This window comes from Kribbella sp. WER1 (assembly GCF_054189145.1).
On the sequence record NZ_CM135186.1, the window covers coordinates 3,278,928 to 3,299,807 of the forward strand.

Annotated in this window: 20 protein-coding genes; 13 read left to right on the top strand and 7 right to left on the bottom strand. The window is 69.5% G+C overall.

What is annotated here, in order from left to right; translation table 11 throughout:
• Positions 1-44 precede the first annotated feature (44 nt).
• Positions 45-686 (bottom strand): response regulator, encoded by a 642-nt coding sequence (locus ACXJJ3_RS15925; RefSeq protein ID WP_458170839.1) that lies wholly within the window; start codon positions 684-686, stop codon positions 45-47.
• A complete protein-coding gene (locus ACXJJ3_RS15930; RefSeq protein WP_458171897.1) occupies positions 683-1,993 on the bottom strand; it encodes an ATP-binding protein in 1,311 nt (436 codons plus the stop codon). The genes ACXJJ3_RS15925 and ACXJJ3_RS15930 overlap by 4 nt, the downstream gene beginning before the upstream one ends.
• Positions 1,994-2,392: 399 nt before the next feature.
• Between ACXJJ3_RS15930 and ACXJJ3_RS15935 the strand changes: the two genes are divergently transcribed.
• The 10 genes from ACXJJ3_RS15935 to ACXJJ3_RS15980 all read left to right on the top strand — a co-directional run bounded on the left by ACXJJ3_RS15935 (position 2,393) and on the right by ACXJJ3_RS15980 (position 12,595).
• Positions 2,393-3,763: a PspC domain-containing protein gene (locus ACXJJ3_RS15935; protein ID WP_458170840.1), complete on the top strand. Its 1,371-nt coding sequence runs from the start codon at positions 2,393-2,395 to the stop codon at positions 3,761-3,763.
• Positions 3,760-3,948: a hypothetical protein gene (locus ACXJJ3_RS15940; RefSeq protein ID WP_458170841.1), complete on the top strand. Its 189-nt coding sequence runs from the start codon at positions 3,760-3,762 to the stop codon at positions 3,946-3,948. The genes ACXJJ3_RS15935 and ACXJJ3_RS15940 overlap by 4 nt, the downstream gene beginning before the upstream one ends.
• Positions 3,949-4,055: 107 nt before the next feature.
• Entirely contained in the window at positions 4,056-5,192 is a 1,137-nt protein-coding gene (locus tag ACXJJ3_RS15945; RefSeq protein WP_458170842.1) for a Cmx/CmrA family chloramphenicol efflux MFS transporter, read from the top strand.
• 114 nt (positions 5,193-5,306) lie between these two features.
• Positions 5,307-5,507, top strand: coding sequence for a cold-shock protein (locus ACXJJ3_RS15950; RefSeq protein WP_458170843.1), 201 nt, complete (start codon positions 5,307-5,309; stop codon positions 5,505-5,507).
• A gap of 78 nt (positions 5,508-5,585) precedes the next feature.
• Complete coding sequence (locus ACXJJ3_RS15955; RefSeq protein ID WP_458170844.1) at positions 5,586-6,734, top strand: L-histidine N(alpha)-methyltransferase; 1,149 nt, start codon at positions 5,586-5,588, stop codon at positions 6,732-6,734.
• Entirely contained in the window at positions 6,731-7,294 is a 564-nt protein-coding gene (locus ACXJJ3_RS15960) for a hypothetical protein (RefSeq protein WP_458170846.1), read from the top strand. Before ACXJJ3_RS15955 ends, ACXJJ3_RS15960 begins: the two co-directional genes overlap by 4 nt.
• A gap of 127 nt (positions 7,295-7,421) precedes the next feature.
• Positions 7,422-9,440: a hypothetical protein gene (locus ACXJJ3_RS15965; RefSeq protein WP_458170847.1), complete on the top strand. Its 2,019-nt coding sequence runs from the start codon at positions 7,422-7,424 to the stop codon at positions 9,438-9,440.
• A gap of 90 nt (positions 9,441-9,530) precedes the next feature.
• Positions 9,531-10,796, top strand: a complete 1,266-nt coding sequence (locus tag ACXJJ3_RS15970; protein WP_458170848.1) for an extracellular solute-binding protein — start codon at positions 9,531-9,533, stop codon at positions 10,794-10,796.
• A complete protein-coding gene (locus ACXJJ3_RS15975; protein WP_458170850.1) occupies positions 10,793-11,731 on the top strand; it encodes a carbohydrate ABC transporter permease in 939 nt (312 codons plus the stop codon). The genes ACXJJ3_RS15970 and ACXJJ3_RS15975 overlap by 4 nt, the downstream gene beginning before the upstream one ends.
• Positions 11,732-12,595 carry a carbohydrate ABC transporter permease gene (locus tag ACXJJ3_RS15980; protein ID WP_458170851.1) on the top strand — a complete coding sequence of 288 codons (864 nt, stop codon included), beginning with the start codon at positions 11,732-11,734 and terminating at the stop codon, positions 12,593-12,595.
• 413 nt (positions 12,596-13,008) lie between these two features.
• Here ACXJJ3_RS15980 and ACXJJ3_RS15985 read toward each other — a convergent pair whose 3' ends face one another.
• Positions 13,009-13,974 carry an LLM class flavin-dependent oxidoreductase gene (locus ACXJJ3_RS15985; protein ID WP_458170852.1) on the bottom strand — a complete coding sequence of 322 codons (966 nt, stop codon included), beginning with the start codon at positions 13,972-13,974 and terminating at the stop codon, positions 13,009-13,011.
• Positions 13,975-14,068: 94 nt separating this feature from the next.
• Between ACXJJ3_RS15985 and ACXJJ3_RS15990 the strand changes: the two genes are divergently transcribed.
• From ACXJJ3_RS15990 to ACXJJ3_RS16000, 3 genes are all read left to right on the top strand, one after another.
• A complete protein-coding gene (locus ACXJJ3_RS15990) occupies positions 14,069-15,169 on the top strand; it encodes a mandelate racemase/muconate lactonizing enzyme family protein (protein WP_458170853.1) in 1,101 nt (366 codons plus the stop codon).
• 38 nt (positions 15,170-15,207) lie between these two features.
• Positions 15,208-16,161: a dihydrodipicolinate synthase family protein gene (locus ACXJJ3_RS15995; protein WP_458170854.1), complete on the top strand. Its 954-nt coding sequence runs from the start codon at positions 15,208-15,210 to the stop codon at positions 16,159-16,161.
• 163 nt (positions 16,162-16,324) lie between these two features.
• Positions 16,325-17,548 carry a hypothetical protein gene (locus ACXJJ3_RS16000; RefSeq protein WP_458170856.1) on the top strand — a complete coding sequence of 408 codons (1,224 nt, stop codon included), beginning with the start codon at positions 16,325-16,327 and terminating at the stop codon, positions 17,546-17,548.
• On the opposite strand, the gene ACXJJ3_RS16005 is transcribed toward ACXJJ3_RS16000, so the two are convergent.
• The 4 genes from ACXJJ3_RS16005 to thrC all read right to left on the bottom strand — a co-directional run bounded on the left by ACXJJ3_RS16005 (position 17,549) and on the right by thrC (position 20,878).
• Positions 17,549-18,211, bottom strand: a complete 663-nt coding sequence (locus ACXJJ3_RS16005) for a prolyl oligopeptidase family serine peptidase (RefSeq protein WP_458170857.1) — start codon at positions 18,209-18,211, stop codon at positions 17,549-17,551.
• Positions 18,212-18,286: 75 nt separating this feature from the next.
• Positions 18,287-19,285: a zinc-dependent alcohol dehydrogenase family protein gene (locus tag ACXJJ3_RS16010; RefSeq protein WP_458170859.1), complete on the bottom strand. Its 999-nt coding sequence runs from the start codon at positions 19,283-19,285 to the stop codon at positions 18,287-18,289.
• A gap of 58 nt (positions 19,286-19,343) precedes the next feature.
• Complete coding sequence (locus ACXJJ3_RS16015) at positions 19,344-19,622, bottom strand: ubiquitin-like small modifier protein 1 (RefSeq protein WP_458170860.1); 279 nt, start codon at positions 19,620-19,622, stop codon at positions 19,344-19,346.
• Complete coding sequence (thrC, locus tag ACXJJ3_RS16020) at positions 19,619-20,878, bottom strand: threonine synthase (RefSeq protein WP_458170862.1); 1,260 nt, start codon at positions 20,876-20,878, stop codon at positions 19,619-19,621. Before thrC ends, ACXJJ3_RS16015 begins: the two co-directional genes overlap by 4 nt.
• Positions 20,879-20,880: the final 2 nt, after the last annotated feature.

A 20,880-nucleotide genomic window follows, 5' to 3' on the forward strand; every position in this document is an offset into this window, starting at 1 on the left:
GTGGCGAATCCATGCCCTGGCCGAAACGCGCCAGTACGGAGAGTTCAGACCAGACGGCGGTCCGTAGCCCAACGGGTCAGTTCGTGCCGGTTCGACAGCTGCAGTTTCCGCAGTACGGACGAGACGTGCGTCTCCACGGTCTTGACCGAAATGAACAGCTCGCGCGCGACCTCCTTGTACGCGTAGCCGCGGGCGATCAGCCGCAGTACCTCGCGTTCGCGCTGCGACAGCCGGTCGAGGTCCTCGTCCACCGAGGCGATGTCGATCGCGCCGGAGAAGGCGTCCAGGACGAACCCGGCCAGCCGCGGCGAGAACACCGCGTCGCCCTCGGCGACCCGGTTGATCGCGTCCACCAGCTCGGCGCCGGAGATGTTCTTCGTCACGTACCCGCGGGCGCCGGCCCGGATCACGCCGATCACGTCCTCGGCCGCGTCCGACACCGACAGCGCCAGGAACTTGATGTCCGGGTGCCGCTGGTGGACCTGCTTCATCACCTCGGTACCACCGCCGCCCGGCAGGTGCACGTCGAGCAGTACGACGTCCGGCTCGGTGCCGACGATCGCCTTCACCGCGGTGTCGACGTCGGACCCCTCCCCGACGATGTCGACCGCGGTACCGATCTCGCTGCGGACCCCGGCCCGGAACATGTCGTGATCGTCGACGACGACTACCCGCCTGCTGCTCATCTGTCCATCTCCAGTCGCACTTCGGTCCCTGTCTCCGGATCGGACCGCACCGTCGCGCGGCCGCCGTGCCGTTCCATCCTGCCCATCACACTGTGCCGCAAGCCGAGCCGGTCGTCCGGGACCTCGTCCACGTCGAAGCCCTTGCCGCGGTCGCGGACGAACATCTCCACCCGGTCGCCGTCCACCTCGACGAACACGTCGATCTTCGCAGCACCGGAGTGCTTCGCGGCATTCACCATCGACTCCCGGGCGGCCCGCACCATCGACGCCAGCGGTTCGGTCAGGTCGCAGTCGCCGACCGTCACCACCTCGATCGGTACGCCGTGCGAGTCCTCCACCTCGGCGGCCGCCTGCTTCGCGGCACCGGCGATGGTCTGGTCCTTGTCGTGGTCCTCGTCGTACAGCCAGGACCGCAGCTCGCGCTCCTGCGAACGCGCCAGCCGGGCAACCGCCTTCGGGTCGTCGGCCTGCTTCTGGATCAGCGCCAGCGTCTGCAGGACCGAGTCGTGCAGGTGCGCGGCCATGTCGGCGCGCTCCTGGGAACGGACCCGCTCGGCGCGCTCGGAGTTCAGGTCCCGGGTCAGCCGGTGCACCCACGGGCCGGCGATCACGCCGATCCCGACCACCGCGAGCAGCAGCGCGATCAGTACGTCGCCGACCATCGAGAGCCGGCCGTTCTGGACCAGGAACAACGTCACCGCGGTCCCGAGCAGGACCAGGCCGACGGCGATCCGGACCAGCGACTTCCAGCCACCCTTGCCGAGCACCAGCCCGAGGATCGGGACCCGGATGTCCTGCGTCCACTTGTCCTTCTGCGCCTCGTCCGCCTGCCGCCAGATCAGCGCCAGACCGGTCGCGGCGAACACCAGCGGCCAGAACAGCTTCCCGGCGATGCCGAACCCGGCGACCTGCAGCAGGATCAGCAGACCGATCCCGATCGCGATCAGCGCCGGCAACTGCCCGCGGCTCTTCTCCCGCTTCCGCTGCTTCGCCTCGGTGACGGGCGCCGACGGCCCGTCGGTCCGCAGCCCGCTCCGCGTATGCGCTGCCAGCCCCGGTGCCCCCGGCACCGTTTCCGGCGCCAACGGCATCAGGAACCACAAAGCCGCATAAATCAGGACGCCGAACCCGCCGGACACGGTGGTGGCAATCAACACCAACCGCACCACGGTGTCCGAAATCCCCAAATGATCCGCAATTCCCCCGGCAACCCCGGCAATAACCCGCCCATCAGTCCGCCGATAAGCCCGCCGCGGCCCATCAGCCGTAGGAGGGGTACCAGAAGAAACCGCATATGGAGGGCCCAGAGGCGGAGGGAGCGGACCTGGGGCACCCGGAGCACCAGGAGCACCAGCTTGAGCGCCCATGCGGGCGGCGTAGGCTGCGTAGGGGCCTTGGTACTGGCCTGGGCCTTGGGGGCCCCAGCCTTTGTAGCGCCACTGGTCCTGGTTCTGCCCAGGGGTCGGCGCGGGCTGGTCTCCGGTGGTGGAGGGTCCGCCCGGCGGCGTGGCTGCTGGCTGGCTCATCACCACGATCGTCACATGTGGACCGGCCCGACACCAGCAGGCTTGTCCCGGGCCGCCTCCTCAGCGCCGGCCCGCCGCCGTCAGGGTCCACTCGGGGAGAACCCCGAATTCCAGGCACTCGGGGACCTGTCAGGGTGCATCCCCGATGCCCAGCTCTCCTTCGTACGTGACCATCGAAGTATGGAGAACCAGAGTGGACCCGCCGGGTTCGACCGCAGCCGCCTGCAGAACCCCCAGACCTGGCGGCGCAGCAGGTCGGACCGCTGGGTCGCGGGCGTCTGCGGCGGTATCGGCCGCGGGCTGAACATCGACCCCGTGCTGGTCCGCGTGGTGATGGCGGTGCTGATTATCAGCGGCCCCGGGCTGGTCTTCTACATCGCCGCCTGGGTGCTGATGCCCGAGGAGGGCAGTGACCGGGTCCCGCTGCAGGGCGTGCTCGGCGACCGGGTCCGGACCGACCACCCGTGGTTCTGGCCGGTGGTGATCGGGATCTGCGTGTTCGCCGGCATCGCGACCATGTCGTCGTTCAAGTTCGGCCACTTCATCCCCGGCCCGCTGATCGTGATCGCGGTCATCTGGCTGATCTCCAAGCAGCGCAAGGGCAACTGCGCCAAGCACGGCCAGCAGCGGCCGCAGGACAGTACGCCGCCCGGCACCCAGCCGTTCGGCACCCAGCAGCCCGGCCAGACCACCCAGTCGACCCAGTCGACCCAGTCGACCCAGTCGACCCAGTCGACCCAGCCGACCCAGCAGCAGTACGGCTCGGCGTACACGCCCCCGCAGACCGGCCCGTCAGCTCCCCCGGCGGGCCCGTCGTCCTCGGCCACACAGCGACCCCAGGACCGCACCGTCGAACCGGTCCAGTCTGTGTGGACCGAGGACGACCCCCTCGGCCTGTACACCGACGAGCCGGCCACGAAGACCGCTCCCGCGGCGACCACACCGGCCGCACCGCCCGCGAAGGGCATGCGCGGCGTGAAGTCGATCGTCGTCGTACTGACCGGACTGGCGATCGCGATCGCCGCGCTGGCCGGGGCGACCACGTCCACGATGCTGGTGATCGGCCTGGCCACGCTCGGCGGCGGCATGCTGCTCGGCGGGTTCGTCGGCCGGACGCTGGGCCTGCTGCCGCTCGGGATCCTGCTCGCGGCCGGCGCCCTGGTCAGTACGGTCTTCACCGACGTACCGCGGAACTTCGCCGACACGAACTACGTGGCACCGGCGGGCCAGACGATCACCGCGACCGGGTCGAGCTACCAGTTCGACGCCGGGTCGGTGAACCTGGACCTGACCAAGGCGAAGTTCGCGCCTGGCGCGAAGGTCGAGGTGAACGGCGGCGCCGGCGAGGTGGTCGTGAAGCTCCCGGAGAACGTCGACGTGAAGGGGCAGCTGTCGGCCGACATGGGCAACGTTGCCTTCCTCAACGAGGACCGCAGCGGCCATAATGCGAAGCTGACCCTGGACGACCTGGGGGCGGACGCGAAGCCCGGCGAGCAGGTCACCCTGAACCTGAACCTCAAGCTCGGCAGTATCAAGGTGGAACGCGGATGAACCAGCAGCGCAAGACCAGGCCGGACGTTCCCGGCGTGGTGGCGGGCACGGTCCTGACCGGCGCCGCCACGATCTGGATGCTCACCGACAACGGCGTCCTGCAGACCGACGACCTGGGCGTCACCAGCGCCCTGCTCCTGGTGGCGGCCGGCCTCCTCGGCCTGGCCGCCTCCCGCCGGGGCTAGACTTCGCTCCGTGACCAGCCCGGAGGCAGACAAACCGTAACCATCCGGCCTTTCAACAGGCCGGAGACGGCACACGTCTGTCCTCTCTCTGGTTACGGAGCACCTCCATGCCCTTCGTGCTGTACCTGTTAGGCCTGGCCGTTTTCGCCCAGGCGACCTCCGAATTCATGCTCTCCGGCCTCGGTCCGGACATCGCCCAGGACCTCGGCGTCTCGATCCCGGCTGCCGGCTGGCTGACGTCGGCGTTCGCGCTCGGGATGATCGTCGGCGCCCCCGCGATCGCGGTCCTCGGCGCCCGCTGGCCGCGCCGCCGGACGCTGCTGGTGACACTGACCGTTTTCCTCGCGGTCCATGTCGTCGGCGCCGTCACCGGCAGCTTCGCCGTACTGCTCGTCACCCGTGCCGTCGCCGCCCTCGCGAACGCCGGCTTCCTGGCGATCGCGCTCGCCACCGCGACCAGCCTGGTCCGCCCGGACGCCAAGGCCCGCGCGACCTCGGTCCTGCTCGGCGGTACGACGCTCGCCTGCATCGTCGGCGTCCCCGCGGGCGCGGTGCTCGGCCGTTCCCTCGGCTGGCGGTCCGCGTTCTGGGCGGTCGCGCTGATCTCGTTGCCCGCGCTGATCGGCATCCTCCGTTCGGTTCCCGCCCGGACGACCGGCCCGGCGGCCCCGGCGCGGATCAGCATCCGGCCGCGGCTCGCCGTACTGCTGCCGCTCGGCGCCCTGGTGAACGGCGCCACCTTCTGCTCGTTCACCTACCTCTCCCCGCTGCTCACCGACGTCACCGGGCTGGACGTCGGATGGGTGCCGGCGATGCTCGCGCTCTTCGGTCTCGGCTCGTTCGCGGGCGTCACGGTCGCGGGGCGGTACGCCGACCGCCGCGACCACCGTCCCGTACTCGTTGCCGGCGGCATCCTGCTGCTCGGCTGGTGCGCCTTCGCCCTCACGGCGGCGTACGTCGTACCGTCCGTCGTGCTGGTCCTCGCCCAGGGCGCGCTGTCGTTCGCGGTCGGCTCGACGCTGATCGCGTACGCCCTCTACGCCGGCTCGGAGTACCCGGTCCTGAGCGGCGGTCTGGCCACTGCCGCGCTGAACGTCGGCGCCGCCGCCGGGCCGGTCCTGGGCGGTCTCGCGATCGGCGTTTCCGGGTACCGCGGCCCGCTGTGGGTGAGCGCGGCGCTGGTGGGCACGGCACTGCTCGTCGGCGGCTCGATTAAGAGGGTATCTGGGAACTCCGCGCCGTAGCGAGGAGGTGCCGTGCCGGGTGCCCCGCAGTAGGCGCGGAGTTCCCAGATACCCTCTAAGATTGCTGGTCGCGAGGGGCCCGGGTGAAGCGGGTTCCGTGGTCGAGGAGATTCGATGGTGCGCGGCACCGTGAAGTGGTTCAACGCGGACAAGGGGTACGGCTTCCTGGCCGTCGACGGGCAGGACGACGTGTTCGTGCACTGGAGCAAGATCGTCTCCGACGGGTACAAGACGCTGGAGGACGGCCAGCCGGTCGACTTCCAGATCGTTGACGGGCCGAAGGGCCGGGAGGCCGACGCGGTCACCCCGGTGTGAGGGCTCCCAGACGTCCTCCGCCCAGCGGTCCGGTCCGGTAACCGGTAGCCTGACGTCTCATCGTGTGAGGGGTGAGACGTGACTGAGCCGGTACCGGTGATCCGGAAGCTCGAGCATGCGCTGGCGGACGACGACTTCGCCTGGTCCTTGCTGCTGGTCGGCGAGGACCAGACGGACAAGCTCGCCACGCTCACCGGCGACCTGCGCGGCCCGTTCTCGGACTCGGGTGACGGCAAGCAGATCACGTCCGGTTTCTCGTACTGGGGCATCGGCCCGACGATCGCCTGGGCGAACGCGACCAACGACCCGTTCTACCTGGTGATGAAGGCCGGCACCGAGTCGTTCCTGCGGCACTGGCGCAAGCTCCGCCCGCATGTCGAGAAGGGCGGCTTCCACCTGGTCAGCCTCGGCGTCGGGACCGGCGTCAAGGACCGGACGATCATCGGCGACATGCGCCGGCACAACCCGGACATGTACTACATCCCGGTCGACATGAGCTCGGAGATGCTCCGGATGGGGACGCTGGAGCCGGTCCGCGGCGCCCGGTTCCCGGTGTCCCAGGTGCTGCCGGTGCAGCTGGACTTCTCGATCGACGACAACGTCGACGAGCTGGCCCAGATGCTGGCCCGGCTGGTCGGCGACGAGCCGATCCTGTTCACGCTGACCGGCAACACCCTGGCGAACTTCGAGAGCGACGAGGAGCTGCTCGGCACCCTGACCCGGGTGCTGCGGCCGCAGGACCGGCTGCTGCTCGAGGTCGCCAGTACGACGCGACTCGACCAGGAGGCGGCCGACGCGGCCGCGGACGAGTACCACCAGACCCGGGCGTTCGCGGAGTTCGTGACCAGCGCGCTGCGGTACAACACCGACCTGAAGATCAACAACGAGCTGGTGAAGTTCGTCGGCGAGCTCGAGGACGACGCGCTGCTGGTGAAGATCCTCTGGCAGAACGACACCGACGAAGAGATCCGGATGGAGCTGCCGGACCACACCGAGGTGGTGCTGCCGGTCGGCGACACGATCCGGCTCTACACCACGCGCAAGTACTCCGCGGACCGGCTGAAGCGGCTCACCGAGGCGTGCAAGCTGACCCCGGTGGAGGCGATCCAGTCCCAGTTCCGCTACACCCGCCGCCCGAACCCGTTCGGCCTGGAGCTGCTGCTGCTCGCCCCGGAGGCGGCCGGCGAGACCCCGCACACCCTGGCCGACGACATCTGGGCGCAGTGAACCGGCGCCGCTTGGTCAGCTGGATCACGTACGGGCTGCTCGGCGTCGCGTTCGTCCTGGGCGTCATCTGGTTCATCTGGCCGGGCAACTCGCGCTGGGAGCCGGCCGTCAACTCGCTGACCCTGGTGGCCGGGCTGACCGGCATCTTCGTCGAGCGGCTGACGTCCGAGGCCGAACGGCGTACCGAGGTACTGCGGGCGGTCGCGGACGAGCTGCAGGAGAACACCCGGCTGCTCAACGACCCGCGGTTCTCCCCCGACGCGCCGACCACCCGGCAGGTGTACCCGCGGCTGATCGTGTCCGCGGTCGACCTGGCGCTGGTGTCCGGCGCCCTCGGCCTGCACCGCGACGCCGAACTGGTCGGGACGCTGCACCGCTGGCGGGACACCGTGCACCTGTTCAACCGGCGCCTCGACCTGACCGAGGTCAGCACGTTCTCGAACACGATCTCCGCGGCCGAGCTGGCCGCCTTCCACCGGGCGCTGCAGCGCGACGACAGCTACCTCGCCGCGACCCGCGAGCTGCTCCAGGAGCTGCTCGCGAAGCTGCCGCCGACCTAACGGGCAGGGCCGTAAGACCCGCGATCGCTGCCAGTAGTGGCAAATTACGCCAAGCCGTTGACTTCGTCAGCCCGCGAGGGCTTCACTTTCGGACAGGACCGTAAATACGGCACCCCGGAGGCACCGCATGCGATCAGTCCGCTCCCTTCTCGCACTGGCCCTCGTCGCCGTGCTCGCCAGCACCCTGACTACTCCGGCCCAGGCGGGGCACAAGCCCGCTGTGGGCACCGTCGTCTCACTAGGTACACCGCTGTCCGACGTACTGCTGATCGGCGGTACGGTCGCGCCCGGCCCGAACGGGAAGACCGCGATCTGGAACGTGTCCAGCGGCAGCCCGGCGTACCTGAACGCCATCGACCCGGCGACCGGCGACAGCCTGCTGTCCGCGGCGCTGCCCGGCGCCGACGGCAGCTACGCGGTGGCCGCCGCGCCGGACGGCACGATCTACGCCGGCACCTACAACAACGGCCACCTGTACCGGCTGAAGCCCGGCGCAACGACCGCCGAGGACCTCGGCCGGCCGCTGTCCACCGAGACGTTCATCCTGCGGATCACCGTCGACGAGCAGGGCAACGTGTACGGCGGGACGTACCCGCACGGCAAGGTCTTCCGGTACGACCACGCGACCGGCGCGGTCCGCGACTACGGCACGATCAAGGCCGGCCAGGGGTACGTGAAGAGCATCGACTACTGGAACGGCAAGCTCTACACCGGCTCCGAGCCGGACGCGTACTTCTCCGAGGTCGACGTCAGCACCGGCGCGGTCACCGAGATCCCGGCGCCGCCCGGGATGGGTGACCCGAAGGACCAGGTCGTGTACGACTTGAACGTCCGCGGCGGCCGGATGTACGCCCGGGTCAGCACCGCCTTCCCCGGCCCGCTGTACGTCTGGGACATCGCGTCGAGGACCTGGGTCGACACGATCCCGAACGAGCACGGCCTTGACATCTCGCCGGTCGGCACGGACGGCTCGATCTACATGATCCAGGCGAGCGAGCTGAAGAAGTACGACCCGGCCACCAAGACGCTGACCGGGACCGGCCTGACGTTCACCGGCCGGATCCAGAACGCCCGCTCGATCGGGTACGCCGACCTGAACCTGCCGGACTACCCCGGGACCAGCGTGGTCGGCACGCTCTGGCGCGGCGAGGAGTTCCGGTACAACCCGCAGACCGGCAAGTCCGAGATCTTCGAGACCAAGGTCCGCCGGGAGCCGATCGAGATCCTCTCGGTGGCCGGCGGCAAGGACAACATCTACGCCGGCGGGTTCCTGAACGGCGGCGTCTCGGTCGTGAATCCGTCGACGGGTGAGGCGAAGTTCAACCGGTTCTCCCAGGTCGAGGCGCTGATGGAGGCGTCCAACGGCACGGTGTACGTCGGCGCGTACCCGGAGGCCCGGCTGTACGCGTACGACCCCACGAAGCCCTGGAGCAGCCCGGAGTACTCCCCCGGACCGCCCGGGACGCCGGACAACCCGACCCAGCTGCTGAACCTGAAACCCGACCTGTTCCAGACCCGCGCCCGGGCGCTGACCGAGGTGAACGGGAAGATCGCCGTCGGCACCGTCCCCGACGGCGACCGGCTCGGCGGCGCGCTGGTGATCTACGACCCCGCGTCGGGCACCAGCGAGAAGTACCGGAACGTCGTCCAGGACGAATCCGTGTTCGGCCTGACGTCGCGCTGCGGCATCGTGTACGGCGGAACGTCGATTGCCGGTGGCCTGACGACCACCCCGCCGACCCGGGAAGCGGGCACAGTGTTCGCGTGGGACGTGACGGGCAAGAAGAAGCTCTGGGAGACCGTGCCGGTGCCGGGCGCGGCGACGGTGTCCTCGGTGACGATCGGGCCGGACGGCCTGCTCTGGGGTGTCGCCGGCAAGACCGTGTTCGCGCTCTCTCCGGGCAACGGGAAGGTCAAGCGGTCCTTCACGCTCGGTACGACGACCTCCAGCGGCGACATCGTCGCCACCTCGGAGGCGGTGTACGTCAGTATCGACCTGAACAAGATCTACCGGATCGCGCCGGGCGCGAAGTCCGTCCCGACGCTGTTCGTCGAGCACGCGCACCGGCGGCTCGGCGTCCGGGGAGACCACCAACTACTGATGACCAGCGGCTCCGAGCTGTTCCGGATTGATATCAGCCGTTGACAGCCGAAATTCACCCCGGCTACTTTCGGTCCTGACCGTTATTCGGTTCGAGCAGTTCCGGCCCTGACTTCCGGACACCCTGGGGGTGCGATGAAACTCACCGTCCGCCGTATCGCGGCGCCACTGACCGCGCTCGTGCTGGCCGCCGCGCTCAGTTCCTGCGGCGGCAGCGACAGCGGCAACAGCGGAGGCAAGAAGAGCCTCACGCTCTGGATGTACCCGGTGATCGCCGACAAGGCGGCCAACGACACGTACTGGAAGAAGGTCGAGACCGACTTCGAGGCCGCCAACTCGACCATCGACCTGAAGATCGAGCAGCAGCCCTGGACCGACCGCGACCAGAAGCTCGCGGCCGCGTTCTCCGGCAAGAAGGGCCCGGACGTGCTGCCGATGATCCCGGACCAGATCCCGCAGTACGTCGCGAACGGGAACCTGGAACCGGTCGACGACGTGGTGAACCCGCTCAAGGACCAGTTCCTGCCGTCGGCCGTCCCCGGCCTGACCGTGCAGGGGAAGGTGTACGGCGCACCGATCTACCACACGATCACCACCACGATGTACAACAAGACCGTCCTCGCGAAGGCCGGGATCGCGAAGCCGCCGGAGACCTGGGACGAGATCACGGCCGCGGCGCCGAAGCTGAAGGCCGCCGGGTTCCAGACGCTCGACTACTCGGCCTCGCCGGAGGCGACGCTGAACCTGAACTTCTACCCGCTGCTCTGGCAGGCCGGCGGGAAGGTGTTCGCCGACGACGGCAAGAGCGTCACGTTCAACCAAGCGCCCGGGCTGAAGGCGCTGACGTTCCTGAAGACGCTGTGGGACGAGGACGCGATCCCGAAGACCGCGCTGACCGCGGGCAACGTGATCGCCGACTCGCCGCTCGGCAAGGGCAAGGTCGCGATGTCGTTCAGCTCCGTCCTGGCCGACGCCGGCACCGCCTCGAAGACGTGGGGCGCGCAGAACGTCGAGATCGGCATGCCGCTGAAGGACGAGAAGCAGGCCGCGCTCGGACTGCCCGGCGGTCTCGTGGTGAACGCGGCGTCGGAGAACGTCGACGGGGCGAAGAAGTTCCTCACGTTCATGATGCAGCCGGCCCAGCTCGACGGGCTCGCGAAGGCGTCCGGGTACTACTCCCCGCGTAGCGACGCGAAGTCCGAGCTGGCCGACCCGAACGCACCGAAGTTCGCCGCCGCCCTGCAGTACGCCGTACCGGGTGAACCGAACCCGGCGGCCCGGCAGATCATGTCGTTCCTGAGCACCGACATCCAGGCCGTCCTGACCGGCAAGAAGCAGCCCCAGGCCGCCCTCGACGACGCCGCCAAACAAGCCAACGACCTCCTGTCGAGACAACGTTGACCAAGGCGAACCCGCCGGACCCGTCCCACGCTGCTGCTGTCAGCCTCGAGCGTGGGCGGGCTCGGCGCTTCTCCGGCGGGCTCCGGCGGCCGTGGGTCGGGTTGGTGTTTGTCGCGCCGATGCTGGTGTTGTTCCTGCTCTTCCGGTTCTTGCCGGTGATCGGTGCGTTGCTGCTCTCGCTGACCGACTACCGGATCAGCGGCAAATGGGACTTCATTGCCCTCGACAACTACAAACGCCTGTTCACCGACGGCATGTTCGGCGACGCGCTCGTGGTCACCCTGACCTATACGGTGATCTTCGTACCCCTCACCGTCCTGCTCTCCCTGGGCACCGCGATCCTCCTGCACCGAGTCGTCTGGAACCGCGGCTTCTTCCGCGGCGTCTTCTTCCTCCCGTACGTCACCAGCATCGTCCTCGCCGCGGTGATCTGGAAATGGATCTATGACGTCCAGGACGGCCTGCTGAACTCGATCCTCGGCCTCGTCCACATCGGCCCCATCGACTTCCTCAGCCAGGCAAGCACGGTGCTCCCGTCGATCGCCGTCACCTCGGCCTGGAAGGGTTTCGGCTACTCGATGCTGATCCTCCTCGCCGGCCTCCAAGCAGTCCCGAAGTCGTACCTCGAAGCCGCGATGATCGACGGCGCCGGCACCTGGCAACGCTTCCGGTACGTCACGCTCCCCCAGCTCCGCCCCGTCCTGTTCTTCGTACTGGTGATCGAGACGATCGGCGCGTTCCAGGTCTTCGACGCGATGTACGTGATGACCGGCGGCGGCCCGGTCCACGCCAGCTACTCGATCGTGTACTTCCTGTACGACAGCGGTTTCAGGTACTTCGACTTCGGCTACGCCAGCGCGATCGGTCTGGTGCTGTTCCTGATCGTCCTGGTCGTCTCGCTCGTACAGCGCCGGCTCGTCGGGAGGGACGACTAGATGACCCAGGTACTCGAGGCCCGCCCGGTGGTGGAGACCGCTTCCGCCGGCCGGCGTACCGCGGCCCGCCTGACACTGCCGACCCTGCTGACGCTAACCGCGATCGTGACCATCGTGCCGTTCGCGGCGATGGTGCTGGTCGCCTTCGCACCCCCGAGCGGACAGACCTTTCCGGGCGCGCTGAACCCGGCACACTTCACGCTGGGGAACTTCCGCGACGTCCTGTCCAGCTCGGACATCCCACGCTGGACGGTGAACTCGCTGCTGTACTCCCTGGTGTCGGTGGCGTGCGTCCTGCTGTTCGCCTCGATGGCCGGGTACGCCTTCGCGAAGAAGAAGTTCCCCGGCCGGGACATCATGTTCTGGGCGTTCCTGGCAACGCTGATGGTGCCGTTCCAGGCGACACTGATCCCGTCGTACATCCTGGTCGCGAACCTCAACTGGGTGGACAGCTACTGGGGCCTGATCGTCCCGACGCTGGCGAACTCGCAGGCGGTCTTCCTGATGCGCCAGTTCATCATGCAACTCCCCGACGAACTCTTCGAAGCAGCCGAAATCGACGGCGCCGCCGAGTGGCGCATCTTCACGATGATCGTCCTACCACTGATCCGCCCGGTCCTTGCCACACTCGGCATCTTCGTCTTCCTCTGGCACTGGAATGACTTCCTCTGGCCATTGGTCATCGGCCAGTCCGGCAAGATGCAAACCCTCACCGTCGGCCTGGCCACCCTCCAAGGCCAAGCCGTCCCCATCAACCAAATCATGGCCGGCGCCACCATCACGGTCGTCCCCAGCCTCCTCGTCTTCGGCCTCCTCCAGCGCTACCTCACCGACAGCATCGCAATGTCCGGCCTGAAGGCGTAGACCCGGAGCACACCTGCTGGAGACTGAAGACAGGAAATAGCTTGTCGCCAGTCCCCACGAGGTGTTCCCACTCCCCGTTCACGGCCCATGGGAGGCCGACCACACCACCTCCACCCACCGGAGTCACCCGCGAGCGCAGCACCCGGGTGCAACGCGCGGGGGCTACCGCTCCGCCCGTCAGAACGCCCGCCTGCGCACGCATTCCAGCAACCACCCACCACGGCAAGCCTCACGCACCACCCCCGCTTATGCAGTCACCCGCGAGCGCCAGCGAGCAGACCGCGGGCTGCAGCCCGCAACTCGCCGGCGGCAGCCGGCAACAACCGGGCGCCAGCCCGGGGGTGGGTGGGAACGCGCGTAGCAGGGGCGGGAGGGAGCGCAGCGACCGGAGCACCTGCGCAGCACGCGGGGGGCTACAGGAGCTTGCCGAAGTTTTCGATGGATTTGAGGGTGTCGGACTGGGACATACCGGGCGGCTGGATGCGGAGGATGATGCCGTCGGCACCCATTTGCTCGTAGTGGGCGAGGCGTTCGGCGCATTCGGCCTTCGAGCCGATCAGGCTGCGGGCGGTGATGTCGTCCCAGCCCTGGGTGTAGCGGGCCGCGTCGGTCGACGTGCGCTTCCAGCCGGTGTACGCGTCGTACAGGTCGCGGAGCGGCTCCTCGAGGGCTGCGCGGGCCTCCTGGGACGTGTCGGCGCAGTAGCCTTCGCGGCACAGGATGACCTCGTGCCCGAGGGAGTCGGGGCCTTGGGGGTACGACAGGTACTCCGCGATCTTGTCCGGCAGGTCGGCGTCCAGCTCGTTGAAGGACGTCGTCCAGCCGTCGCACATCCGCGCGGTCCGTTCGAGTACGGCGGACACCCGGCCGCCGTTCCACAACCGCGGCCGCGGCGACTGCACCGGCCGCGGCGACAGGTACGCGTCCTGGATCGACGTGAACTTCCCGTCGTACGTCACCTCGGACGACGTCCACAACCGGGTGAGGATCTCCAGCCCTTCCTCGAACCGCGCGACCCGCTCCGGCTGCCGGACGCCGTACAGCGCGAACTCCTCCGGCCGGTACCCGAGCACGAACCCGGCCGTCAGCCGGCCGCCCGAGAGTACGTCGATGTGCGCCAGCGTCTCGGCCAGCACGACCGGGTCGTACAGCGGCGCCACGATCCCCGCCGTCGCGATCCCGATCCGCGAGGTGTGCGCGGCCAGCCAGGTCATCGACGTGAGGATCTCGTGGTACCCGGGCCGGTGCAGGTGCCGTTCGCCGAGCACCACCCACTCGAACCCGGCCTGCTCGGCCAGCTTGGCCTGCTCGACCGCGTCCGCGAGTTCCGGGCGCTCGCCCGGGGTGCCGTAGAGGTTCAGATAGAGACCCAGCCGCATCGGGGGTGCCGCCTTCCGCCGTTGACAGGGAGCGCTTAGGGTATTTACGGTCTTGACCGTAAATGCTTTCCGCCCAGAACGCTAGGAGCCGGTTATGAGTCTTGCAGCAGAGCCGGCCGAAAGCGCACCTATCAGCGCGATCAAGACCCGGGTCGTGAGCGCCCGCTACCGGCGGCCGTTCCGGATCAGCAGCGGGGTCAGCACCGAGCTGATCAGCCTGGTCGTCGAGGTGCACACCGCGGACGGCGCGGTCGGGATCGGCGAGACGTCCCCGATGACGGCGTACACCGGTGAGACGCTGGCCGGGGTTCAGGCCGCGATCGAGGAGCATCTGGCGCCGGCGCTGGTCGGCCGCGACCCGCTGGACCGGGCCGGAGCGCACGTCGTGATGGACGGCGTCCTGCGCGGCCAGCAGGTCGCCAAGTCCGGGCTCGACATCGCGCTGTTCGACCTGGCGGGGCGGATCAGCGGCTGGCCGGTACACGCGCTGCTCGGCGGCAGTGTCCGGGACCGCGTGCAGACCACCTGGGTGGTCGGACTCGGCACGCTCGACGAGATGGCCGCCGAGGCCGCGGAGTACGCCGGTCGCGGGTTCAGGCACTTGAAGGTCAAGGGCGGCCACGACCCGGCGAAGGACCTGGAGCTGATCCGCGCGGTCCGCGCCGCGATCCCCGCCGACGCCGAGCTCTGCCTGGACGCCAACGAGGGGTACGACGCCACGACCGCCCTCCCGTACCTCGCGAAGATGAGCGCGGCCGGCCTCACCCTGCTCGAGCAGCCGCTGCCGCGCTGGGACCTCGCCGGGCTGGTCCGGCTCCGGGACCGCCTCGACGTCCGGGTGATGGTCGACGAGAGCATGCACTCGCTGCACGACGCCCTGGAGATCGCCCGCCGCGGTGCCGCCGACGTACTGAACATCAAGATCCTGAAGGTCGGCGGCCTGCACCGGGCGCTGCAGATCGCCGCCGTCGCCGAGGCCGGCGGGCTCGCGGTGAAGGTAGGCTCGATGCCGGAGCTGGGCGTCGCCACGCTGGCCGCCGTCCACCTGGCCGCCGCCGTGCCGGGCGCCACCGTCGCGGCCGACCTGGTGGGGCCGCTGATGGTCGACGAGGACCCGCTGGCCCCGACCGTGTTCGCCGACTGCGACGGCTGGATCGACGTACCCAAGCACCCCGGTCTCGGCCACGACGTATGAGGGTGTCTTCCAAGACACCCTCAGGGAGAGGTCATCTGATGCATCCGCTCGTAGAACGGCTCCGCGGCACGCTCCTCCCCGCGGTCGTCACCCCGATGGACCCTCACGGCGTCGTCGCGTACGACGCCCTGTCCGCGTACGCCGTGACGCTGACGAAGCAGGCGATCGGCGGTGTCGCCGTGTGGGCGCACACCGGCCGCGGGCTGTACCTGTCGCCGGGCGATCGGGCGAAGGTGCTCGAGACGTGGCGGGCGGCTACCGACGTACCGATCGTGGCCGGGGCCGGCGTACCGAAGTCTGCCGAGGCGCACACCCTGCAGGAGGCGGCGGACGCGACCGTGGAGATGGCGCGGGCCGCGGCGGCGGGCGGGGCCGACGCGGTGATGGTGTACCCACTGGCCGGGTTCAACCAGGTCTCCGACGGGCACGCGCAGGCGGTGGCGTTGCACGAGCGGGTGGCCGCGGAGAGCGGGCTGCCGCTGGTCGGGTTCTACCTGCACGGCGAGGCCGGCGGGTACCCGTACTCGCCGGAGTTGATCCGGGACCTGCTGTCGCTGGACGCGATGCTCGGCGTGAAGACCGCGACGCTGGACCGGGCGATCGGCTGCCAGGACGCGATCTGGGCGGGCCGCGGCACCGGGAAGCTGCTGATCACCGGCGAGGACCGGATGTACGGGCCGTCGTTCCTGTGGGGCGCCGACACCGCGCTGGTCGGGATCGCGTCGGCGCAGGTCGAGCTGTCGGCCGCCGTACTGCGGGCCTGGACGGCCGGCGAACACGCGGAGTTCCTGGCCGCGTCGGACCGGCTGGACCGGTTCGCGGCGGCGACGTTCTACGCGCCGATCGAGGGCTACGTGCAGCGGATGCTGTGGGCGGCCGAGTGGGAGGGGCTGGTACCGGCCGCGGCCGCACACGACCCGTACGGGCCGGAGCTGCCACCGGGCGAGCGGGATCTCGTCGTCAACTGCCTGGAGCAGCTCCACGGGCAGTGAGGTGGCGCGCTCCCTCCTTCGCTCCACCACACCGACGCCGGCAATTGTGGTATTGACCGAAACTAAGAGAGCTCAGGCCGAACGTCAAGATCTCGGACCTTACTGCGCTATTCTGCGTTCAGAGCGGACTTGAGGGCCAGGCCAGAAGTCGTCGGAGGCTGCCGTGGGGATCAGTGTCGGGGTCGTCGGGCCTGAGGATCTGGTTCAGCGGGTGACCGTGGTCGGCGCGCCGAGCGGTACGACGCTGGTCCCGCTGGCGTACCGGCACGAGACCGAGGCGGTCGACCTGGTCCGGCAGGCGCACGGGGACGTCGACGCGTACCTGTTCACCGGCGTCGTCCCGTACACGATCGCCACCGAAGCCGGCGCGGTCGACCGCCCCGCGATGTACGTGTCGTACGACGGCGCCACGCTGCTCCGGGCGCTCGTCGAACTGCTCCGGCTCGGGCACAACGTCACGCAGTTCTCGATCGACACGCTGCGGCGTTCCGAAGTACTGGAGACGCTGATCGAGGCGAAGCTGCCGACGGACCGGATCCACGTATTGCCGTACCGGCCCGGGCTGACGTCGGACGACATCGTCTCGTTCCACCGGACCGCCCGCGAGAAGCACGACACGAAGGTCGCGATCAGCTGCCTCGGGTCCGCGTTCCACCTGATCGAGAACGAGATGCCGTCGGTCCGGCTCGCCCCGTCGCGGTACTCCATCCGCTCGACGCTGCAGGCGCTCGTCCTCACGACGACCGGTCAGCACGTCGGCGATGCGCAGGTCGCACTCGGCGTCATCGACCTGCCCGAACCCGACGACGCGCTCGCCGCGGACCTGATCACGCTCGGCGGCAGCCTCGCTGCGCTCCCCGACGGCCGGCACCTCGTCGTCACCACCCGCGGCCTGCTGGAGCAGGCGACCGAGCAGTTCTCCCGGATGCCGCTGCTGGACCACCTGGCGGCGCGGCACAGCACGGCGTACGTCGGGTTCGGCATCGGGCGGACCGCCGCCGAGGCCGAGGCGCTGGCCCGCCGCGCAGTCGGCCGCGCCGCGTCGATCGGCACTGTCGCCGGCGTGGTGTCGATGTCCGACGACGTCGAGATCGTCATCGAGCCCACCGGCGACCAGCCGTCCGCGATCCGCGGCACCGAAAGCCTCCCGCTGCTCGCCCGCCGCGTCGGCCTCAACACCCAGACCCTCGCGAGGATGCGCGAACTCACCGCCACCCTCCCCGACGGCCTCACCACCCAGGACGTCGCCGACCACCTCGCCGTCCAGCTCCGCACCGCCCGCCGAGTCCTCAAACGCCTCGAACGCGCCGGCCTCGCCGCCCCCACCGGCACCCAGCAACACGGCCGCACCGGCCGCCCACCCACCGTCTACCTGATCCGCCTGTAGCTAGAGAGCACTCCGGAAGAAGCGCGCCGCCTCACCCGCCACGGCATACCGCGCATCGCGTAGATCGTGGTCGCCGCCAACGATCGGCAGCAGTCGCGAGCGGGCACCGACAGCGAGCAGCGCCCGGTGGAGCTGTGCGGCGTGCTCGTACGGGACGGTCTCGTCGGCGGTGCCGTGGACGATCAGGAAGGGCGGCGCGTCGGGGCCCACATGGGCGATCGGGCCGGCCGCACGGAGCTGCTCGCGATGTGTGGTCACGTCTCCTCCGACCAGAGCAGTCACCGGCGAGGGCCGGTCGATCCGCAGGCCGCCGCCCGGGTGCAGGAGATCGCTCGGACCGCTGATCGTCACCACGGCCCGGATCTGCGGTTCGGCCGCGCGTGCGGACTCCGTCGTACTGCCAGAACGGCGGCGCCTTCGACGCGCATCAGCACCCAACGCGCCGCCGCGCACGAGCCCGGCGACGGCGGCGAGATGGCCGCCGGCGGACTGCCCCCAGATACCGACCCGCCGCGGGTCGACCGGTAGACCGAGCGGATTGCGCTCGATCCAGCGCAGCGCCGCCCGTACGTCGTGCAGTCCGACGGTCGCATGGTCGCGGCGACGGGATCCAGAGCTCTTTCCGGAAACAAATCGCTGTCTGCTGCCGGAAAAGTTCCGCAAAGACGGGTCTCCCCGCTTGGAGGCTCCGGGCGGCGTCGGCCTCGCGGGCCGCGGCCCCTGCGGTGGGTGGGGTGGCTACGGGGTGATGACCGTGACGCCGGCGGAGGTGCCGTTGGTCAGGGCTGCGAGGGCGGCCGGGGTTTCTTCGAGGGTGATGGTGCGCGTGACCAGCCGCTGCGGGTTCAGGTTGCCGTTGGCAACCAGGTCGAGCATCTCCGGGTAGGCGTGCGCGGGCATGCCGTGGCTGCCGAGCCAGGTGAGTTCCTGGCCGATCAGGCGGCCTACGTCGAGGGTGACGCCGCCCGGTAGGAGGCCGACCTGTACGTGGCGGCCGCGGGGGCGGAGGGCTTGCAGCGCTTGCTGGACGATGTCGCTCGAGCCGAGGGCGTCGATGGTCACGTGGAAGCCGCCCAGGTCGCGGGCGGGGGCCTGGAGGGTGTGGGTGGCGCCGTAGGTTCGGGCCAGGGCGAGGGCTTCCGGGTTGGTGTCTATCGCTGTGACCTCGGCGCCCAGATCGGCCGCGATCATCACTGCGGACAGGCCTACTCCGCCGCAACCGAAGACGGCTACTCGTTCGCCGGCCTGGACCTGCCCGACCTGGTGGACGGCGCGGAAGGACGTCGCGAAGCGGCAGCCGAGGCCGGCGGCCGTGGTGAAGGACATGTCGTCGGCGAGGCGGACCAGGTTCACCTCGGCGTACGGTACGGCGACGTACTCGGCGAACGAACCCCAGTAGTTGAAGCCGGGCTGGAGCTGGTTCGGGCAGACCTGGTGGTTGCCCTCGCGGCACTGCTCGCAGGTCCCGCACGCGCAGATGAACGGCGTCGTCACCCGGTCGCCGACCGCCCACCCGCGGACGCCGGCACCGACCGCGGCGATCGTCCCGGCGAGCTCGTGCCCGGGCACGTGCGGCAGCACGATGTCCGCGTCGTGCCCCATCCACCCGTGCCAGTCGCTGCGGCACAACCCGGTCGCCTCGACCTTCACCACAACCGCGCCGCCCTCGACGGCAGGCTCCGGCACGTCCCGCACCTCAGGAAGTACGCCGTACTCCTCGATCACCACTGCACGCATGCGTAGACCATAGTCAGCCCACGCAGGAATCGTTCCCCTCGGGACCCCGAGGCGACGTTCAGCAGCCGCCGGCGACGGCCGGGATGATGGAGACCTGGCCGCCGTCCTTGATCGCGGTCTGCAGGCCCTGGGCGAAACGTACGTCGTCGTCGTCCACGTACACGTTCACGAAGCGGCGCAGTTCGCCGGACTCGTCGAGCACGCGGCCCTTGATCCCGGGGTACGACGTGTCGAGCGAGTCGAGCACCTCAGTCAGCGTGCCGCCCTCGGCGGACACCTCGGACGCGCCCTGGGTGTAGGGCCGCAGGATGGTCGGGACGCGCACACTCACACTCACTGCAGGCCTGCCTTCACGAAGGCGTCGTACGACGCGGGAATGGTCACCTTGGGGCCGACCCGGTCGGCCACGGCGTCGAGCGTCTTCAGCCCGTCGCCGGAGTTGATGATCACCGTCTCGGCCTCGGGGTCGAGCTGCCCGGTCTTGATCAGCTTCTTCAGCGTCGCGACCGTCACCCCGCCCGCGGTCTCGGCGAAGATGCCCTCGGTCCGGGCCAGCAGCTGGATGCCCTCGACGACCTCGTCGTCGCTGACGTCCTCGATCGCGCCACCGGTACGGCGGGCCACGTCGAGCACGTACGGCCCGTCGGCCGGGTTGCCGATCGCCAGCGACTTCGCGATCGTGTCCGGCTTCACCGGCTTGACCACGTCGTGCCCGTCGCGGAACGCCTGCGCCACCGGGGAGCAGCCGGTCGCCTGCGCGCCGTACACCTTGTAGTCGGTGGCGTCGACGAGCCCGAGCTTGCCGAGCTCGGTGAAACCCTTGTCGATCTTGGTGAGCTGCGAGCCGGACGCGACCGGGATCACGACCTGCTGCGGCAGCCGCCAGCCGAGCTGCTCGGCGATCTCGAAGGCGAGCGTCTTGGAGCCTTCGGAGTAGTACGGCCGGACGTTGACGTTGACGAACGCCCAGCCTTCCTCCTCGCCGGCGATCTCGGAGGCGAGCTTGTTCACGTCGTCGTAGTTGCCCTCGACGGCGACCAGGGTGCCGCCGTACACGGCGGTGGTGATCACCTTCGGGCGCTCGAGGTCGTGCGGGATGAACACGACCGAGCGGATGCCGGCCCGGGCGGCGGCCGCGGCGACGGCGTTCGCGAGGTTGCCGGTCGAGGGGCAGGCGAAGACCTTCATGCCGAGCTCGCGGGTGGCGCTCAACGCACTCGCCACGACTCGGTCCTTGAAGGAGTGGGTCGGGTTGCCGGAGTCGTCCTTCACCCAGAGCTTGCGCAGCCCGAGCTCGCGGGCCAGGTTCTGCGCGTCGACGAGCCGGGTGTAGCCGGGCTCGGTGTTCGGGAAGCTCGCCACGTCGACCGGGACGGGGAGCAGCGGCTGGTAGCGCCAGATGTTCTTCGGGCCGGCTTCGATCTGCTCGCGGGTGATGGCCGGGTACTCGTACCCGACCTCCAGCGGACCGAAGCACTCCATACAGGCGTAGAACGGGCCCAGCGGGGACTTCGCGCCGCACGCGCGACAGCTGAGGTGCGTACCGTTGCCGAAGGCACCTTCACGGATGGTGTGGGTGGCGGCCTGGCTCATGA

Coding starts and splice junctions, on each gene's coding strand:
- ACXJJ3_RS15990 (WP_458170853.1), top strand. CDS start 14,069: ATGAGTCTTGCAGCAGAGCCGGCCGAAAGCGCACCTATCAGCGCGATC.
- ACXJJ3_RS15950 (WP_458170843.1), top strand. CDS start 5,307: ATGGTGCGCGGCACCGTGAAGTGGTTCAACGCGGACAAGGGGTACGGC.
- thrC (WP_458170862.1), bottom strand. CDS start 20,878: ATGAGCCAGGCCGCCACCCACACCATCCGTGAAGGTGCCTTCGGCAAC.
- ACXJJ3_RS15945 (WP_458170842.1), top strand. CDS start 4,056: ATGCCCTTCGTGCTGTACCTGTTAGGCCTGGCCGTTTTCGCCCAGGCG.
- ACXJJ3_RS15985 (WP_458170852.1), bottom strand. CDS start 13,974: ATGCGGCTGGGTCTCTATCTGAACCTCTACGGCACCCCGGGCGAGCGC.
- ACXJJ3_RS15925 (WP_458170839.1), bottom strand. CDS start 686: ATGAGCAGCAGGCGGGTAGTCGTCGTCGACGATCACGACATGTTCCGG.
- ACXJJ3_RS15970 (WP_458170848.1), top strand. CDS start 9,531: ATGAAACTCACCGTCCGCCGTATCGCGGCGCCACTGACCGCGCTCGTG.
- ACXJJ3_RS15980 (WP_458170851.1), top strand. CDS start 11,732: ATGACCCAGGTACTCGAGGCCCGCCCGGTGGTGGAGACCGCTTCCGCC.
- ACXJJ3_RS15940 (WP_458170841.1), top strand. CDS start 3,760: ATGAACCAGCAGCGCAAGACCAGGCCGGACGTTCCCGGCGTGGTGGCG.
- ACXJJ3_RS15935 (WP_458170840.1), top strand. CDS start 2,393: ATGGAGAACCAGAGTGGACCCGCCGGGTTCGACCGCAGCCGCCTGCAG.
- ACXJJ3_RS15995 (WP_458170854.1), top strand. CDS start 15,208: ATGCATCCGCTCGTAGAACGGCTCCGCGGCACGCTCCTCCCCGCGGTC.
- ACXJJ3_RS15965 (WP_458170847.1), top strand. CDS start 7,422: ATGCGATCAGTCCGCTCCCTTCTCGCACTGGCCCTCGTCGCCGTGCTC.
- ACXJJ3_RS16010 (WP_458170859.1), bottom strand. CDS start 19,285: ATGCGTGCAGTGGTGATCGAGGAGTACGGCGTACTTCCTGAGGTGCGG.